This is a genomic window from Halomonas sp. BLK-85 (genome assembly GCF_044792155.1).
In the GTDB taxonomy this organism is placed as follows: domain Bacteria; phylum Pseudomonadota; class Gammaproteobacteria; order Pseudomonadales; family Halomonadaceae; genus Vreelandella.
In genome coordinates this window covers 422772-439690 of sequence record NZ_CP087731.1, presented here as the reverse complement: position 1 = coordinate 439690, position 16919 = coordinate 422772, and the positions used below count along the sequence as shown (strand labels likewise).

Genomic DNA, 16919 nt, shown 5'->3' with positions numbered 1-16919 from the left:
AACCTGCCGTTGACTGCTTGCTGGTGCGCATCAAGCACCCTCAGAGGGAAAGCTCGCCCTTGGCACGCGACTGGGCATCTTCCCGAGTGACCAGACCTTCTTTCACCAACTGTTTTAGTGAGGCATCCAGAGTTTGCATTCCCAACCCCCCGCTGGTTTGCATGGCCGAGTAGATCTGCGCAATCTTGTCTTCGCGGATGAGATTACGAATAGCCGAGGTGGCGATCAGGATTTCATGAGCGGCCACACGCCCGCCTCCCTCTCGCTTGAGCAGCGTCTGAGAGACTACCGCCTGAAGGGATTCGGAGAGCATTGAACGCACCATGGATTTTTCCTCGCCGGGGAAGACATCGACTATACGGTCAATCGTCTTCGCCGCCGACGTGGTATGCAGGGTACCAAAAACGAGATGCCCGGTTTCAGCGGCCGTCAGGGCCAGACGAATCGTTTCAAGATCGCGCAACTCGCCGACCAGGATGACATCCGGGTCTTCGCGCAAGGCACTTCGCAAGGCATCTGCAAAGCTATGGGTGTCACGGTGGACTTCACGCTGATTGATCAGGCAACGCTTGCTGGTATGCACAAACTCCACCGGATCCTCGATCGTCAGGATATGCTCGTATCGGTGATTGTTAACGTAGTCAATCATCGCTGCCAGTGTGGTGCTTTTGCCCGAGCCAGTGGGGCCTGTCACCAGCACCAGCCCACGTGGCAGCATGGCCAGGCGTTCAAAGACTTCGCCCAGTCCCAGCGTTTCCATGGACAATACGTCGCTTGGAATGGTGCGGAACACGGCACCAGCCCCCCTGGCGTGATTAAAGGCGTTAACCCTGAAGCGCGCAATCCCCGGCACTTCGAATGAAAAATCCACTTCCAGGTGCTCTTCGTAGTCACGCCGCTGGCGATCGCCCATAATGTCGTAGATCAGGGCGCGGACTTCCTTGTTTTCCATGGCAGGCACATTGAGCCGGCGAATATCGCCGTCAACGCGTATCATGGGCGGAAGACCAGACGACAGATGCAGGTCAGAGGCATTCTGTTTTGCCGAGAATGCCAGCAGTTCGGTAATATCCATCTTTCTTCCCAGCTGCGGTAAGGAAATTGAGTATGACAGACAATGCGCTTTCTGAATCGCTCACACGGGCACGTCATCGCCTGGAGAAGGCGCTCATCGATGCGGGACGCCCGACCACTGATGCTACCTTGCTGGCAGTGAGCAAAACAAAGCCAGCCAGCATGATTCGCCAGGCGTATGCGGCAGGTCAACAGGCGTTCGGAGAAAACTACCTGCAGGAAGCTCTCGATAAACAGGCTGAACTCACTGACCTGGCTGACATTGAATGGCATTTTATCGGCCCGTTACAGTCGAATAAAACCCGAGCCGTGGCGGAAAGCTTTGACTGGGTGCACAGCGTTGACCGCTTGAAAATTGCCAAGCGCCTCAATGAACAACGCCCCCACGATAGTGCGCCGCTTAACATTTGTCTTCAGGTTAATATCAGTGCCGAAGAAACGAAATCTGGCGTATTGCCGAGCGCATTGGACGAATTGGCCGCTGAGATTGCCCGCCTGCCTCACCTTAGACTGCGGGGTTTGATGGCCATTCCAGCGCCAGCCGATACGCTGGAGGCGCAGCGTCAACCTCTGGCGGCATTACGGGAAGCCTTTGAACGCCTCAAAGCCGACCTGCCGGATGTGCCACTGGATACACTTTCGATGGGCATGAGTGATGACCTCGAAGCGGCTATTCTTGAAGGCGCGACTCAGGTACGCCTTGGCACCGCTATTTTTGGCGCGCGCGACAAACGCTAAAGCTTGACCAACGCGATTGCTGCTAAGCCACACACTTAACAACAGGAATTTTCATGGCGACCAAGATCACTTTTATCGGCGCTGGCAATATGGCCAGCGCTATTATCGGCGGCCTGATCGACAGCGGCATTGCCCCGGACAGCATTACCGCAACATCGCCCTCTGAGGATATGCTGCGACCTGTCAGCCAGCGTTTTGGCGTAAGCACCGAGACAGATAACAACACGGCCATTCGCAATGCCGATGTGGTCGTGCTTGCAGTCAAACCGCAAATCATGCGCGACGTCTGCCTGGCCATGCAGGACACTGCCCTGCAACAGCGACCGCTGATTATCTCCATCGCCGCAGGCCTTGATGCCGAAACCATCAATCAATGGCTGGGCGGTGACCATGCGGTTGTGCGTTGCATGCCCAATACGCCTTCACTGGTGGGCTACGGCGCCAGCGGCCTGTTTGCCAACCAGGCGGTAACATCGGCACAGCGCGACACGGCTACCCAGTTAATGGAAGCCGTAGGCATTGTCGAATGGGTCGAAGATGAAGCACTGATAGAAGCGGTGACAGCGGTTTCCGGTAGTGCTCCGGCTTACTTTTTCCTGATGTTTGAAGCCATGGAAGAAGCAGCTGTCAAGCTGGGGCTGCCTGCGGATACTGCGCGTCGGCTGGCTATCCAGACAGCATTGGGGGCAGCCACCATGGCACAACGAAGCGACGCTACGCCGGCTACTCTGAAACAGAATGTCATGTCACCTGGCGGCACAACCGAGCGCGCTATCCAGCACATGGAAGATGCCGAACTGCGTAAAACGATTGCAGATGCCATGCAAGCCTGCGCAGACCGTGCTCAAGCTATGTCCAGAGAGCTTAGCGCCGATTAACCAACACTTTACGTCGATTTAAATTACGGAGATCTTCAATGGGCAATTCCATAGGCAGTGCTGGCTTGATGTTGGTCAACTCACTGATCAATATTTATCTGTTTATCCTGATGCTGCGTTTTTTGCTGCAAGCCTCGCAGGCGGATTATTACAATCCGATGAGTCAATCCGTGGTCAAGATAACCCAGCCCGTGGTGGGTATATTCCAGGGCTTTCTTGGTCCGGTGGCCGGACGCTTCGACCTGGCCACCCTGGCTGCTGGCTTCACTCTGAAGGTCGTCAGCATGGTCATTATCTTTATGCTGGTCGGTGTAGGCATTCCACCGATTGTTGGCTTGCTGATTGCCGGTGTTGCCGCTATCGCTAATGCCATCCTGAAGATTTATTTCTTTGCTCTGATCATCATGATCATTCTCAGCTGGGTCGCCCCCAATGCCAGCCACCCCGGCGCAATGCTGGTGATTCAACTGGTCGAGCCCATCATGGCGCCAGTGCGCAATGTTATCCCGCCCCTTGGTATGATCGACCTGTCGCCAATTGTGGTGTTTATTGCCATCAATCTGATCGATGGCTTGGTAGTAGGGGCGCTGGTAAGAGCAGCAGGCATGTCCGGCGCCCTGGTTGGGCTGTGATTCATTCAACATTTTTTTTCGAACACCCGGGGTAATGTTCTTCATGCCTGAGTCGCACCGTCTTAGTGACCCGCTTCCTGCGGATTCCGTTGGCATTATAACGCCTCAGGTGGCGCATTTTGATAAGCCACTTGCTCTGGCGTGTGGGAAAGTGCTGCCTGAGTTTGACCTGGTATATGAAACCTACGGCAGCCTGAATGCCGATCGCAGCAATGCCGTCCTGATTTGCCATGCGCTTTCCGGCCATCATCACGCGGCCGGGTATCATCACGACGAAGAACGCAAACCCGGTTGGTGGGATGCCCACATTGGTCCTGGCAAGTCGATTGATACCAACCACTTTTTTGTTGTATCACTCAATAATCTCGGAGGCTGTCACGGCAGCACAGGCCCGCTGAGCCATAACAGTGACACCGGTCGCCTATGGGGACCCGACTTCCCCATGGTGACGGTCAGTGACTGGGTCAACAGCCAGGCCCGGCTGGCTGACCGCCTGGGGATCAAGCGCTGGGCAGTGGCGGTAGGCGGCAGCCTGGGTGGCATGCAGGTACTCCAATGGAGCATGGCATTTCCGGAACGTATCGCCAACGCGGTGGTGATTGCCGCAACGCCACGGCTATCCGCCCAGAATATTGCCTTTAACGAAGTCGCCCGCCAGGCAATCCGCTCAGACCCGGATTTCCATGCTGGCTGGTACAGTGAGCACCAGACCCTCCCCAAGCGCGGGCTCAAGCTAGCGCGCATGGTCGGTCATATCACCTATCTTTCTGAAGATGCCATGGGCAGCAAGTTCGGGCGTGACCTGCGGACCGATGACCTTAATTTTGGCTTTGACGTTGAGTTTCAGGTGGAGTCCTATCTGCGTTATCAAGGGGATACCTTCTCGACCACCTTTGATGCCAACACTTACCTGCTGATGACCAAGGCGTTGGACTATTTTGACCCGGCAGCATGTTACGCCGGCAACCTGGCCCAGGCTCTGGCACCGGCGCAATGCCCGTTTCTGGTGATGAGCTTTACCAGCGACTGGCGCTTCCCGCCTTCTCGTTCGCGGGAGCTGGTAGATGCCCTTATTCAGGCGGGCAAACCCGTCAGCTATGCGAATATCGATTCGCCCTATGGCCATGATGCTTTCCTGTTGCCGGATGATCGCTATCATGCGGTGTTCAGCGCTTTCATGCAGCGCGCAGCCACAGAGGCAGGGGTCATGTCCGCCAATGATGAGGTAACTCAATGATGCGCGCCGACCTGGACATCATTTACGACTGGGTTCCCGACAATGCTCATGTGCTGGATCTGGCCTGTGGCGACGGCACACTGCTGGAGGCTTTAGCCCGGGATAAAAATGTCAGTGGGTACGGACTTGAAATCGACCCGGACGGTATTACCCGCTGCATCAGCCGTGGTGTGAGCGTCATCGAGCACAATCTTGACGATGGGCTAAGCAGCTTTAGCGCTAACAGCTATGACCTGGTGATCATGACCCAGGCGCTTCAGGCGCTGCGCCGCCCGGATAAAATGCTCGACGAAATGCTCCGCGTCGCTGAGGAAGGCATCATCACCTTTCCCAATTTCGCTTACTGGCGTCATCGGGTTCATCTTGGCTTACGCGGCTATATGCCAGTATCCAAGTCACTGCCGCATGCCTGGTATGATACGCCCAATATCCACCTGTCAACGTTCAACGACTTTGAACACCTGTGCCGCGACAAGGGTCTGATGATCGTTGACCGCGCCGTTGGCGTGGGCGACCACCGCGGCCACTGGACATCGCGATTATGGCCTAACCTGTTTGGGGAAATTGCCATTTTCCGCGTTCGTCGTCGTTCTTGATCACGGGAGACACACAGCCATGCTCGATAAAACCTTCAACCCAGCGTTATCAAGCGCACACCGCCTCAAGCAGGTTGTACTGGGAAGCCTTCTGGTAAGCGGTCTGAGCCTGGGCGCCACCGTCGCCTTCGCACAACAATACGCTCAGGTGGGTGACTATCAGATTCACTACAGCGCCATCAGCACGGATTTTCTCTCCCCCGAGGTGGCCCAGGCGTATGGTATTCAGCGCAGCGTAGGGCTGGGGCTGGTCAATGTCAGCGTCCTGGAGGAGCAGGAAGACGGTAGCACCGTTCCGGTCAGCGCCAACATTGATGGCAGTGTGGGCGAGCTTTCCGGCAGCGATGAGGAAACAATGCAGTTCAGAACCGTGCGTGAAAACGATACGATTAATCAGATATCAACCTTCACGCTACGCCATGACGAGCCCATGCGATTTGCTCTTGATGTACGTTATGACCGCAATGCCGAGCCGGAAACGATCAGCTTTGTAGAACGGTTCTATATTGAACGCTGAAACACCAGCGCCCGCTTGAGGCTCACGGCGGCGGGCGTTTGATCATCGCGTTCAAACTCAACACCATAGGCCAATACCTCGACGCCCCTGGCCAAGGCAGTTTCAAGTGCCGCCGCATAGCCCGCGTCAATATGCGCAGCAGCGGCGACATCCTTGATGCCTTCATGGGCAATACAAAACAGCAGCACTGCACGTTCGCCGCTTTCCGCCAGCCTGGCCAGCGTATGCAGGTGTTTTAGCCCGCGCGTGCTGACGGCGTCAGGAAAATAACCGTGGCCGTCGTTTTCCTTGAGGGTGACCTGCTTGACCTCTATCCAGGTGCGCTTGCCGCCGGCATCCTCGAGCATGAAATCAAGGCGCGCCTCGTCCACCTTGACCTCACGGTGCAAGGTGTCAAAACCTGCAAGAGGCGCGATCTGCTGCGCTTCAAGAGCCGCTTGCACAATCCTGTTGGCACGACCGGTATGCACGGATGCCAGAGCAACGCTGCCATCTGGCTGTGGCAACTCGATCAATTCCCAGGTCCAGCCCAGCTTGCGTGACGGATTGTTGCTAGGTGATAACCAGACCCTGGCGCCCGGCACATTCACCGCCTTCATTGAGCCAGTATTCGGGCAGTGCGCGACCACCTCACGGCCATCATCCAGCTTGATATCCGCCAGAAAACGCTTGTAGCGCCGCTGTAGTGTGCCTGCCACCAAGGGGGGATAATGGACGCTCACAGGCGGCTCACAAAGCGTGAAATCCGCTCAATAGCGTCTTCGAGACGCGCCACGTCAGTTGTGAAGGCAATGCGCACGAACTGCTCACCCCCTTGCACCGCAAAATCAATGCCCGGCGTGATGGCCACATTCTCTTCCATCAACAACTGCTCACAGAACGCCTGGCTGTCACGGCTATAGCGCGAAATATCCAGCCATAGATAAAATGCGCCTTGAGGCGGCATGTCCGGTGCGAGTCCCAAGTTACTCAAGCCCGCCAAGAGCACATCCCGACGCTTTTTCAGGATCTGACGACGGTCTTCTAGAATCTCGCGGCATTCAGGCGTAAAGGCGGCCAGCGCAGCATGTTGAGCAGGCGTCGACGCGGCCAGAAAAATATTCTGAGCCAGCCGCGTCAAGGGCTCAACAGCCTCTTCCGGTGCTACCAGCCAGCCCAGGCGCCAACCCGTCATGCCAAAATATTTGGAAAAGCTGTTGACCACAAAAGCGTCATCGCCGAGTGATAACGCAGAGAGCGGCGCATCATCGTAATTCAGCCCCTGGTAAATCTCATCAACCACCAGACGGCCTTCCCGCTGTCTTACCGCTTGCTGCACGGCTTGCAAGGCGTCAGCGTTCAGCGTGTGGCCCGTCGGGTTAGAAGGAGAAGCCAGCATGGCCAGCCGGGTAGACGGCTGCCAGTGAGCCGCCACAAGGCTCGCGTCCAGCTGCCAGCCTGTTTCGCGCCCCACGGGCACAGTGTCTACCTCGGCGCCCGCCAAGGCCATGAAATGCCGGTTACAAGGGTAATTAGGGTCTGCCATCAACACCCGGTCACCGGCCTCAACCAACAGCTGGCTGGCCAGCAGCAGCGCTCCTGAGGCACCTGGCGTAATCAGAATCCGTGATGGTTCCACATCTGCCTGAAAATGGTGCTTGTAATGCTGTGCGATGGCCTCGCGCAGGGCTGGCAGGCCCGCGGCCGGCGTATAGCGCGTGTGCCCTGCTGACAGCGCCGACTGCCCGGCCGTCATCACCGGGTCAGGTGAAGGAAAGTCAGGTTCGCCGACTTCCAGATGAATCACATCATACCCGCTTGCCTCGCGTGCCTGGGCCATTTCCAGAAGGTGCATCACTCGAAAAGGGGCGACCTTGGCGACGCGCGAATTCCATACCATACTGACTCCTTTCTTACCGCTACACCCTATCAGCGTCGTTCTCATTGAAAGAGTCTGTCTGGTCCGACCACGGGCTCAATCATGAAAGCGATAATGGGACCTGTCACCAGGCGGTTATTGGTTAAACAATCGTATAAAAGAGGGTATTATGCTTGCAAAAATTGAATATTTCAGCTAAACAAACATCCTTTTGGCACGCGATCATTACCTCGCGGATGGTAGATCAGCCATCATTTTGGTAGTCATTTATCTAGGGGGCAATCCCATGCCAGTAGCGGAAAAGAAAGCGGAAGCGTCCAAATCATTCATCCCGTACGAATCACAAGCGGGTGAAGAGTATATGAACGATCAACAGTTAGAGCACTTCCGTCAGCTTTTGCTCGACTGGAAGCAGGATTTAATGGAGGAGGTGGACCGTACAGTGCGCCACCTGCAGGAAGACGCCAATAACTATGCCGACCCCGCGGATCGCGCCACTCAGGAAGAAGGCTTCAGCCTGGAGCTACGTACCCGGGATCGTGAGCGCAAGCTGTTGAAAAAGATCAACGAAACGCTCGAGAAGATTGATGAAGATGATTATGGCTTCTGTGAGGCCTGTGGGGTTGAAATTGGTATTCGGCGTCTCGAAGCTCGCCCCACAGCGACGCTGTGCGTCGACTGCAAGACGCTGGCTGAACTCAAGGAAAAGCAGCTCGGCGGCTAATGCCAACACCGCACGATTGGCGGGCACCTGCACAAGGTGCCCGTTTTTGTTTGTTGACCCGCCATCAGCAAAGGCAACACCATGCCCATGCCTTCACACACCACCTACCGCGGCCGTTTTGCGCCGACTCCGTCTGGCCCCTTGCACCTGGGGTCACTGGTAGCAGCGCTGGGTAGCTATCTGGACGCCCGCGCCAGCCAAGGGGAGTGGCGGGTACGGATTGAAGATATTGACCCGCCTCGCTGCCCGCCCGGTGCGGCAGATACCATCCTCCATCAACTGGAGGCTTTTGGCCTGCATTGGGATGGTGATGTATGTTGGCAACATCAACGAAGCGAGGCTTATGCTCAGGCACTGGAACGTCTGAAAGCTCAGGGGTTAGCCTACCCCTGCAGCTGCTCGCGTAAACAGTGGCGTGACCATGCCATTTATCCAGGCTGGTGCCGAAACGCTTTACAGGCGCCTGGACAACCCGTCGCCTGGCGCCTGCGCAGTGACCTTGGCCAGCGTCCGGTCAACTGGCAGGACCGCCTCTTTGGTTCACAAACCCACGACCCGGAAGAATACGGTGATGTCGTGCTACAACGTAAGGATGGCTTATGGGCCTACCAGCTAGCCGTCGTGGTTGATGATGCTCATCAGGGTATCACTGATGTGGTAAGGGGCATCGACCTGCTCGACAACACGCCATGGCAGCGTCAACTGCAGACAGCACTGGGCTACCCGCAACCGCGTTACCTGCACCTGCCGCTGGTCGTGACCCGCGAAGGACAGAAACTTTCCAAGCAGAACCTGGCACCGGCGCTGGCTAACAACACCACTGCTGTTCGACAGCAGCTGTTCAAGGCGCTGCAACTACTCGATCAGTCACCGCCCGCCAAGCTGGTCAACGCCACCGTCAGCGAGCAGCTGGCCTGGGCTATTGAGCACTGGCAAGTGGCTAGACTGAAGGCTGAGCCGCACCGCTTCGCCTGCTAGCCCGCGCTCAAGGAGTCGCCGTGTACGTTTATCGCATAGTGCTGTTTCTGGTGTTTGGCGGCTATCTACTGTCGCCTCTGCTGATGAATGGCTGGGGAAACCCGGATATCGCCTGGTACCGTCCCTTCCTGATATGGGGTAGCCTGATTGCCTTGACCATCTGGCTGGAACAGAAAAGGAAGCTGGATGAACGTTGAACCAATACCGCTGAATGCTTCACTGCTACTCTTCTTGGGCATCGGCTATCTGGCGCTGCTGTTTGTGTGTGGTACGGCAGCCGAACGCGGTTGGATTCCCGTGCGACTGTTGCGCCATCCGGTTATTTACACCCTTGCCCTCGGTGTATACGCCAGCGCCTGGGCATTTTATGGCAGTCTGGAACTGGCTGCTCATGCCGGGTTTGGTTATCTCGCTTACTATCTGGGCGCCGCCGGTGCCTTTCTGCTCGCGCCAGTGCTGCTGGTGCCCATTCAGCGTATTACCCGCACCTATCAGCTTGCCTCACTGGCTGATCTGTTTGCTTTTCGCTTTCGTTCGCGCTGGGTTGGCACCCTGGTAACCCTGGTCAGTCTGCTCGCCGTGCTGCCTCTGCTGGGGATACAGGTCAAGGCCCTGGGCGATGGCATAGATGTGCTGACCGCCAGCCATCAAGGCTCCGGTATCGCCCTGGTTTTCTGCCTGATGATAGCCGCTTTTGCGGTTTTTTTCGGCGCCCGTCACAGCGATCAGCATGCCCGCCACGACACACTGCTGGCGACCATCGCACTGGAGTCGATTGTCAAGCTGACAGCCATACTGGTAGTGGGAGGCGTCGCTTTATGGGGTGTTTTCGACGGGCCGCAGCATGTGCAACACTGGTTGGCTAACGATGGCCAGGCGCTGCAGGAGCAGACCCCTAAACTTGAAGCAGCCCAATGGCGCACCTTTCTGCTATTGTTTTTCGCCGCGGCCTTCCTGATGCCGCATCTTTTTCATATTACCTTTGCCGAGGGGCTGTCACGTCAAACCCTGCTACAGGCCAGCTGGACACTCCCCTTGTTTCTGCTGCTGATGGCGCTTCCCGTGCCGGTCATCTGGTGGGCCGCCCAATCACGCGCCGAGATGCCCATTGCTCTTCCCGCCTATGCCATTTACATGGTCAGTGAGCACAGCGGGGTACTGGTGCTGGCTTTTATCGGCGGGCTAGCCGCTGCCAGCGGCACCATGATTATTATTGCCCTGGCACTCTCTGGCATGGTGCTCAACCATATCGTGCTGGTGGCACGCCCACCTGAAGCGCGAACGGATCTTTATGGCTGGTTACGCTGGCTACGCCGAGCCCTGATCATTGGCGTTATCATCAGCGGCTGGCTGTTCTATCAAAGCGTCAGCCACCAGCCGGATCTTTCAACCTTGGGGCTAGCCGCCTTTGTTGGCATGGCCCAGTGTCTACCTGGCATGCTCGCTCTGCTATATTGGCCCGGGGCCAATCGCAATGGCGTCATTACCGGCCTGTTGGTAGGGACGGGCATCTGGCTATGGGGATTATGGTTGCCCCTGTTTATCGATCTTCCCTTGCCAAGCCTGCCGTTTACGCCGCTAACGCCTGCTGATGCACCACTTTGGTACCAGATTACCCTGTTATCCCTATCGGTCAACATTCTGTTGCTGATTTGTGTCTCGCTTTTCAGCCGCACCTCTGATGGAGAAAAATCTGCCGCTGAAGCCTGCTCAGTCGATGCCGTGATTCGTTCCAAACGCATGCCGCTGGAGGCCGTAACGGTGACGGATTTCACCCTCCACCTGGCTCAGGCGCTGGGCGACGAGGCGGCCGGCCGCGAAGTTGACCGCGCACTCAAAGCGCTCAATCTTGACTCTCAGGAGCGTCGTCCTTACGCATTGAGGCGCCTGCGCGACCGCATCCAGGCCAACCTTTCTGGTTTGATGGGGCCTTCAGTGGCAAGAGATATCGTCGACCGCTACCTGCCTTACCGTCATGACGAACTTCCGGCGACCGACGACATCCATTTCGTCGAGAGCCGTCTGGAAGCCTACCGCTCTCGGCTGACCGGTTTGGCTCGGGAGCTCGATGGGCTGCGTCGGCATCACCGCCAGACCCTGGCTTACTTGCCTGTAGGGCTTTGCGTCTTTGGTGATGATGGAGAGCTCTTGATGTGGAATAACGCGCTTACTGAGCTTTCCGGTATCAATGGCGACAGCGTCATCGGCTCGCGTCTGGACAGCTTGCCGCCGCCCTGGTCAACCTTGCTTGGCAAGGCACTACACAGTGCGTCTTCACCGCTTTACAAAGAGCCCGCTCACCTGCATGGTCAAGACTACTTCCTGACCTTGCACACGGCGCAATTAAGCGGCTATGACAGCCGCGGTGGCAGCGTCGTGCTGATTGAAGATCACAGTGAAATGAAACGTCTGGAAGATGAGTTGGTACATGCCGCACGCCTGGCGTCCATCGGACAGCTGGCCGCAGGCGTGGCGCATGAAATCGGCAACCCGATTACCGGTATTTCATCGCTGGCACAGAATTTACGCTATGACACGGAGGATCCTGCCCTGCTGGAAACCGCCGATCATATCCAGCAACTGACCCAGAGAGTCACTCGAATCGTCAATACGCTGGTCGGCTTTGCCCACGGTGGCCATCAGGCCTTGCCAATGCCCTGCGAACCGGTCAGCCTTTCGGTGATCAGTGAGGATGCACTCAATCTGGTCTATTTGGCCCGCAGCAACGACGATGTCCGCTTTTTCAATACTTGCCCGGATGACATTGTCGTGTGTGGGGATGGCCAACGGCTCACTCAGGTCATCGTCAACCTGCTGAACAATGCCCGGGATGCCTGCCAGCCAGATGGACAGGTGCAGATGAGTGCTGGCATTTCCGAACAGCGCGCCTGGTGGCAGGTACGCGATGATGGCAGCGGCATTGACCCTTCCATCAGCGACCGTCTTTTCGAGCCCTTTACTACTACCAAACCGGCCGGCAAAGGTACCGGGCTGGGGTTGTCACTGGCTTACCAGATTATCAGTGAGCATCAGGGCAGGATCGATGTTGCGTCCCCGCCCCCCGGACACACTTGCGGCACAGCCATTACCCTATGGCTACCACTTTACCCACAGGATGATGTGAAGCCCCATGCCCAGAATTCTGATTGTTGAGGATGAAGCTATTATACGCAGCGCTCTCAAGCGTTTACTGGAGCGCAATGATTATGACGTCACTGAAGCGGCCAGCGTTGAAGCGTGCCATGACATGGAACTGCTTGATTACAACCTGATCATTAGCGACCTGCGCCTGCCGGGGGAGCCCGGAACGGCCCTGATAGCGCGCGCCAACCCAGTGCCCGTCGTGATCATGACCAGCTATGCCAGCATGCGCTCGGCAATCGAATCGCTTAAACAGGGCGCCGTCGACTATGTTGCCAAGCCATTCGACCATGCTGAGCTGCTAGAGACCGTTTCGCGCATCCTGCATCAGCAATCGATACGTCAAAGCCCGGCACCGGATATTACTGATGAAGGTGGCGGCCGCCAGATCATGGTGGGTAACTGCGATGCCATGCAACAAGTCTATACCCGCATCCGGAAAACCGCGCCTGCCGATGTTAGCGTGCTGATTCAGGGCGAATCCGGCACCGGCAAAGAGTTGGTGGCTCGCGCCATTCACCAACAGAGCAAGCGCGCAAAAGCCGCCCTCATTTGCGTTAATTGTGCCGCGATTCCAGAAACACTGATTGAATCCGAGCTGTTCGGCCACGAAAAAGGCGCTTTTACCGGCGCCAGTGCAGCACGCACCGGCCTGGTGGAAGCCGCTCATGGCGGCACCCTTTTTCTGGATGAAATCGGTGAGTTGCCCCTGGATGCTCAAGCGCGCTTACTTCGAGTCCTGCAGGAAGGGGAAATTCGCAAGATTGGTTCTGTGGAAACCCGCCATGTCGATGTACGCCTGATTGCGGCTACGCACCGCGACCTGCGTGCGCTATCGAAAAGTGGAGAGTTCAGGCTTGACCTTTACTACCGGCTCAATGTCATGCAGATTGCCCTGCCGCCACTGCGAGAGCGCGATGACGATATTCTGAAAATCGCTGACATCCTGCTCGATAAGACTTGCCAGCGGCATAATCGCCAGGGTCTGCGGCTTTCCCGTGCGGCACGGCAGGATTTGCGCGACTACCCGTGGCCTGGCAACGTCCGTGAGCTTGAAAATGCTCTGGAACGCGGCGTCATTCTGGCTGAAGGTCACCTGATTCACCCTGATGACCTTGGCCTTGCCCCTTTCTCACCGCGAACCACCGCCATCTCGCCACCCCATCCGCCATCAAATACGCCATCAGATACGCCAGAAGAAGACAGCAAGGGCCCGAATGCCGAAAGTGACCTGTCACTGGAAGATTATTTTCAGCATTTTGTGCTCGAGCATCAGGACCAGATGAGTGAAACCGAGCTGGCTCAAAAACTTGGCATCAGCCGCAAGAGCCTTTGGGAACGCCGCCAGCGCTTGGGTATCCCACGCAAAAAATCCTTGCGCCGCTCTGAGTAAGACCTAAAAAGCCCGGGAGATATCAGTACTATTTATTCAGCGTTTGAAGGGGCTCACCCAAAATATGACCAAGGTCTACTTCACTTGTCTCCCAAAATGCAATCCAGGCACCAACCTGCACCGAGGTGTTACCTCACCACACAATCAGCGCACAAAAATAGCCTTTAACCAGTAACACAGCCTATTGTGAGCCCTGAAGCCTACCACCATAAAAATCATAAGATATTGTTTTTAAATAAATTTAATCGCTCTGGCACAGTGAGTGCAACTAGTATTGCCAAGAAGAACAACGGATGAAAAGAGCCGTGTGAGGGTCGACACTAATAACAACAATGTTTGACTACACACTTGCCCGACCCACAACAAAAACAATCCAGGCCGGGCACGCAATCGCTACACTAACAAAAACAACAGGTAGAAATTGCAACCTGCAACGTTTGTACGGACAGCGCCCGATAACAACAACACCGGGCAATGTATGTATGAGAAATCATTGCAGGTGGCTCACACTAGACGCGATGTACGTAGTCTGGAATAACAACAACTCAGCAGACAATACGTACGACCCAGCATCAACAAAAATAATACGCTGGGTAAAGAATATCGCGGTTGGATTATTGTTTTGAATACGAGGCGGTTGGGTCTGACAACCTAGGCAATCGTTGTTTCATGACCACTTTTAACTGTGTTGCGTATTCAGGGCGATGTGCCATCATGAAAAAAAATAGCCGCATGGATGCGGGTGAAAGGCACGCACCAAGTGCTTATTGAAAGGGGAAGGCCAAATGGTCTTCCCTTTCTGCATTCTGGGACACCTGACAGCACCTTATACACTGGCATCCAGTTTTCTCCTTCTCTCACTTTCACCGCGTTACACAGGCATGTTGATCATGCCGTCGAGCAACGCAGGGCTGTGCCAAAAGGGCCCTGTTCCTTCGGGTGGCGCGGTTCGCGATGAAACGTCAACAGACCCTAATTGGCATTCATCGCTGCCCGACACTTTGCAAGCCACAAGGCGTCGGCTACACTCAATGACTTTCTAACAAAGCCTTACAGATGTTTGACAGTTGCACCCCGTGAAGCTGTTGGGATCGCTCCTCATTATCGGTGGTCCATTCACTCCAATCAGTCGCTGGTGGGATGATCTTGATGATCAGGCTGACTGTCATTCATTCTGAAGGGTTAACCTCTTCCCTGAACCACCCGGGAGTCCATTTGAAATCGTTGTACGACACCCAAGCGCCGCCACTTACCACCTCACAGGCGCATATAATTCCTCGCGATGAGCACCCTGTGTCTCGCCAGCATATTAGCGAGGCTGCACTGAAAGTTCTCTATCGCCTGGACGGTGCTGGCTTTGAAGCATACCTGGTGGGGGGCTGCATCCGTGATGCCATGCTTGGAAAAATGCCCAAGGATTTCGATGTTGCCACCAATGCGACGCCAGAACAGGTGCGCGGACTGTTTCGCAATTCACGCCTGATCGGCCGTCGGTTTCGGATTGTTCATGTTCGCTTTGGGCGTGAAGTCATTGAAGTCACTACCTTTCGTGGCAAGCCCCAGGATGAGCACGGACAGCACCTGGCTCAGCAATCTGACGACGGCTTGCTGTTAAGAGACAATGTCTGGGGCAATATCGAAGAAGACGCGCTGCGCCGTGATTTTACCGTTAACGCTCTGTATTACAGCATTGCAGACTTCAGTATCCATGATTTTGCCAACGGCATGCAGGATATTGAAGCCCGCACCCTGCGCCTGATCGGTGATCCGGCAACACGTTATCGGGAAGACCCGGTACGGATGTTGAGAGCGGTACGCTTTGCCGCAAAACTTGACTTTACCCTGGCGGATGACACCGAAGCGCCGATTTACGAACTGGCCCCGCTGCTGTTGCAGATTCCTCCAGCACGCCTGTTCGACGAAGTGCTCAAACTTTTCATGGCGGGGCAAGGCCTGATGACCTTTCGCCTGCTCAGCCATTATGACCTTTTCGGCATGCTGTTTCCTGAGTCCGAAGAAGCCATGGCCGATGCGGCATGGGCTGAGCGCATGATTGAGCAAGCCCTGACCAATACCGACAAACGTATTGCTGAAGGCCGTCCGGTAACCCCTGCCTTCCTGCTAGCAGCTTTCCTGTGGGCCCCTGTGGCGCATCGTCAGCAGCAACTCGAAAATGAGGGTATGCCGTCCATTCCCGCTCTTCAGACCGCCGCCCAGCAGGTGATTTCACGCCAGCTGCAGCACACCTCCATCCCAAAGCGCTTTGGTATGCCAATGCGCGATATATGGGAGTTGCAGGCGCGTCTTTCACAACGGGGTGGCAAGCGTGTCTTCCAGACGCGAGAGCATCCACGCTTCCGGGCCGCCTACGACCTACTGCTATTACGCGAACAGGCGGGGGAAATACCGGCTGGACTAGGCGATTGGTGGACAACCTTTCAGGAAGGTGATGAACATCAACAGCGCCGACTACTGCAAAAAGTTGGCAGCGACCCAGCTGATCAAGGAAGCGGAAACAGGAAAAAGCGCAAGCGGCGACGCAAGCCTAAAACCGATGCCTGACAACTGACAAGAGCATGAGATGTCCAATTTTTCACGCGCCTATATCGGGTTAGGCAGTAACCTCGACCAGCCTGTCGAGCAGGTTCGTCAAGCCATTGATGAGCTCAACCAGCTGCCCTTGACGCATCGGGTGTCGACCTCGCCGCTATATTGTAGCTCTCCCATAGGACCACAGGATCAGGACGATTTCATCAATGCGGTGGCGGCTGTGGATACGCAACTATCGCCCCTGGCCTTGCTGGACCAACTTCAGGCACTGGAGCAACGTCACCGGCGTCAACGTGAAAGACGCTGGGGGCCTCGCACGCTCGATCTGGATCTGTTGCTGTTTGATCAGCTGGATCTGGACCATCCGCGTTTACGGCTACCTCATCCAGAAATTCACGTTCGTCGTTTTGTCCTCTACCCGCTAAAAGACATTGCTCCTCAGCTGTCACTTTACGGAAAACCGCTTTCCTGCTGGTCAAGTGCCTTGCCGGCAAGCGACAGCGTCATTCTGCTAAACTGACGACAGATAGATTATCTGTGGCACGCTGACTGCAGGTATATTGAAGCGCCCTCGACAGCCGTGACCTATTCAGGTAACAATTG

At 55.9% G+C, this 16919-nt stretch carries 16 protein-coding genes; 13 read left to right on the top strand and 3 right to left on the bottom strand.

What is annotated here, in order from left to right; genetic code table 11:
* Positions 1 to 40: 40 nt before the first annotated feature.
* Positions 41 to 1075 carry a type IV pilus twitching motility protein PilT gene (locus LL947_RS01945; protein WP_290823233.1) on the bottom strand — a complete coding sequence of 345 codons (1035 nt, stop codon included), beginning with the start codon at positions 1073 to 1075 and terminating at the stop codon, positions 41 to 43.
* Between the two features lie 32 nt (positions 1076 to 1107).
* Here LL947_RS01945 and LL947_RS01940 point away from each other — a divergent pair, with 32 nt between their 5' ends.
* The 6 genes from LL947_RS01940 to LL947_RS01915 are packed head-to-tail and all read left to right on the top strand — an operon-like array spanning position 1108 to position 5672.
* Positions 1108 to 1812: a YggS family pyridoxal phosphate-dependent enzyme gene (locus LL947_RS01940; protein WP_290823234.1), complete on the top strand. Its 705-nt coding sequence runs from the start codon at positions 1108 to 1110 to the stop codon at positions 1810 to 1812.
* Between the two features lie 53 nt (positions 1813 to 1865).
* On the top strand, positions 1866 to 2690 hold the full coding sequence (gene proC, locus LL947_RS01935) for a pyrroline-5-carboxylate reductase (RefSeq protein WP_404415751.1): 825 nt from the start codon (positions 1866 to 1868) through the stop codon (positions 2688 to 2690).
* Between the two features lie 38 nt (positions 2691 to 2728).
* Positions 2729 to 3322 carry a YggT family protein gene (locus LL947_RS01930; protein ID WP_499833772.1) on the top strand — a complete coding sequence of 198 codons (594 nt, stop codon included), beginning with the start codon at positions 2729 to 2731 and terminating at the stop codon, positions 3320 to 3322.
* 43 nt (positions 3323 to 3365) lie between these two features.
* Positions 3366 to 4559 (top strand): homoserine O-succinyltransferase MetX, encoded by a 1194-nt coding sequence (metX, locus tag LL947_RS01925; protein ID WP_499833771.1) that lies wholly within the window; start codon positions 3366 to 3368, stop codon positions 4557 to 4559.
* Positions 4559 to 5155: a methionine biosynthesis protein MetW gene (metW, locus tag LL947_RS01920; protein ID WP_290823250.1), complete on the top strand. Its 597-nt coding sequence runs from the start codon at positions 4559 to 4561 to the stop codon at positions 5153 to 5155. Before metX ends, metW begins: the two co-directional genes overlap by 1 nt.
* Positions 5156 to 5174: 19 nt before the next feature.
* Positions 5175 to 5672 carry a DUF4426 domain-containing protein gene (locus LL947_RS01915; RefSeq protein WP_499833770.1) on the top strand — a complete coding sequence of 166 codons (498 nt, stop codon included), beginning with the start codon at positions 5175 to 5177 and terminating at the stop codon, positions 5670 to 5672.
* Here LL947_RS01915 and sfsA read toward each other — a convergent pair.
* Positions 5657 to 6394 carry a DNA/RNA nuclease SfsA gene (gene sfsA, locus LL947_RS01910; RefSeq protein WP_499833769.1) on the bottom strand — a complete coding sequence of 246 codons (738 nt, stop codon included), beginning with the start codon at positions 6392 to 6394 and terminating at the stop codon, positions 5657 to 5659. The two genes, LL947_RS01915 and sfsA, sit on opposite strands and share 16 nt — an antisense overlap.
* Entirely contained in the window at positions 6391 to 7551 is a 1161-nt protein-coding gene (locus LL947_RS01905) for an aminotransferase class I/II-fold pyridoxal phosphate-dependent enzyme (protein ID WP_290823240.1), read from the bottom strand. Before LL947_RS01905 ends, sfsA begins: the two co-directional genes overlap by 4 nt.
* Positions 7552 to 7816: 265 nt before the next feature.
* Between LL947_RS01905 and dksA the strand changes: the two genes are divergently transcribed.
* The 7 genes from dksA to folK all read left to right on the top strand — a co-directional run bounded on the left by dksA (position 7817) and on the right by folK (position 16836).
* The gene (gene dksA, locus LL947_RS01900; protein WP_499833768.1) at positions 7817 to 8254 is read left to right on the top strand and encodes an RNA polymerase-binding protein DksA; all 438 of its coding nucleotides are present in this window, start codon (positions 7817 to 7819) and stop codon (positions 8252 to 8254) included.
* Positions 8255 to 8341: 87 nt separating this feature from the next.
* Positions 8342 to 9232 carry a tRNA glutamyl-Q(34) synthetase GluQRS gene (gene gluQRS / locus LL947_RS01895; RefSeq protein WP_499834358.1) on the top strand — a complete coding sequence of 297 codons (891 nt, stop codon included), beginning with the start codon at positions 8342 to 8344 and terminating at the stop codon, positions 9230 to 9232.
* Positions 9233 to 9252: 20 nt separating this feature from the next.
* Positions 9253 to 9429: a hypothetical protein gene (locus tag LL947_RS01890; protein WP_290823242.1), complete on the top strand. Its 177-nt coding sequence runs from the start codon at positions 9253 to 9255 to the stop codon at positions 9427 to 9429.
* Positions 9419 to 12385 carry an ATP-binding protein gene (locus LL947_RS01885; protein ID WP_404415741.1) on the top strand — a complete coding sequence of 989 codons (2967 nt, stop codon included), beginning with the start codon at positions 9419 to 9421 and terminating at the stop codon, positions 12383 to 12385. Before LL947_RS01890 ends, LL947_RS01885 begins: the two co-directional genes overlap by 11 nt.
* Positions 12363 to 13766, top strand: coding sequence for a sigma-54-dependent transcriptional regulator (locus tag LL947_RS01880; protein WP_499833767.1), 1404 nt, complete (start codon positions 12363 to 12365; stop codon positions 13764 to 13766). Before LL947_RS01885 ends, LL947_RS01880 begins: the two co-directional genes overlap by 23 nt.
* 1149 nt (positions 13767 to 14915) lie before the next feature.
* Positions 14916 to 16328 carry a polynucleotide adenylyltransferase PcnB gene (gene pcnB / locus LL947_RS01875; RefSeq protein ID WP_499833766.1) on the top strand — a complete coding sequence of 471 codons (1413 nt, stop codon included), beginning with the start codon at positions 14916 to 14918 and terminating at the stop codon, positions 16326 to 16328.
* Between the two features lie 19 nt (positions 16329 to 16347).
* Entirely contained in the window at positions 16348 to 16836 is a 489-nt protein-coding gene (gene folK, locus LL947_RS01870) for a 2-amino-4-hydroxy-6-hydroxymethyldihydropteridine diphosphokinase (protein ID WP_499833765.1), read from the top strand.
* Positions 16837 to 16919 lie beyond the last annotated feature (83 nt).

What these genes read in the sequence shown, in the direction of transcription:
- metX (WP_499833771.1), top strand. Translation starts at nt 3,366, where the DNA reads ATGCCTGAGTCGCACCGTCTTAGTGACCCGCTTCCTGCGGATTCCGTT.
- LL947_RS01930 (WP_499833772.1), top strand. Translation starts at nt 2,729, where the DNA reads ATGGGCAATTCCATAGGCAGTGCTGGCTTGATGTTGGTCAACTCACTG.
- LL947_RS01885 (WP_404415741.1), top strand. Translation starts at nt 9,419, where the DNA reads ATGAACGTTGAACCAATACCGCTGAATGCTTCACTGCTACTCTTCTTG.
- dksA (WP_499833768.1), top strand. Translation starts at nt 7,817, where the DNA reads ATGCCAGTAGCGGAAAAGAAAGCGGAAGCGTCCAAATCATTCATCCCG.
- metW (WP_290823250.1), top strand. Translation starts at nt 4,559, where the DNA reads ATGCGCGCCGACCTGGACATCATTTACGACTGGGTTCCCGACAATGCT.
- pcnB (WP_499833766.1), top strand. Translation starts at nt 14,916, where the DNA reads ATGATCAGGCTGACTGTCATTCATTCTGAAGGGTTAACCTCTTCCCTG.
- proC (WP_404415751.1), top strand. Translation starts at nt 1,866, where the DNA reads ATGGCGACCAAGATCACTTTTATCGGCGCTGGCAATATGGCCAGCGCT.
- LL947_RS01940 (WP_290823234.1), top strand. Translation starts at nt 1,108, where the DNA reads ATGACAGACAATGCGCTTTCTGAATCGCTCACACGGGCACGTCATCGC.
- LL947_RS01905 (WP_290823240.1), bottom strand. Translation starts at nt 7,551, where the DNA reads ATGGTATGGAATTCGCGCGTCGCCAAGGTCGCCCCTTTTCGAGTGATG.
- LL947_RS01945 (WP_290823233.1), bottom strand. Translation starts at nt 1,075, where the DNA reads ATGGATATTACCGAACTGCTGGCATTCTCGGCAAAACAGAATGCCTCT.
- LL947_RS01880 (WP_499833767.1), top strand. Translation starts at nt 12,363, where the DNA reads ATGCCCAGAATTCTGATTGTTGAGGATGAAGCTATTATACGCAGCGCT.
- gluQRS (WP_499834358.1), top strand. Translation starts at nt 8,342, where the DNA reads ATGCCTTCACACACCACCTACCGCGGCCGTTTTGCGCCGACTCCGTCT.
- LL947_RS01915 (WP_499833770.1), top strand. Translation starts at nt 5,175, where the DNA reads ATGCTCGATAAAACCTTCAACCCAGCGTTATCAAGCGCACACCGCCTC.
- folK (WP_499833765.1), top strand. Translation starts at nt 16,348, where the DNA reads ATGTCCAATTTTTCACGCGCCTATATCGGGTTAGGCAGTAACCTCGAC.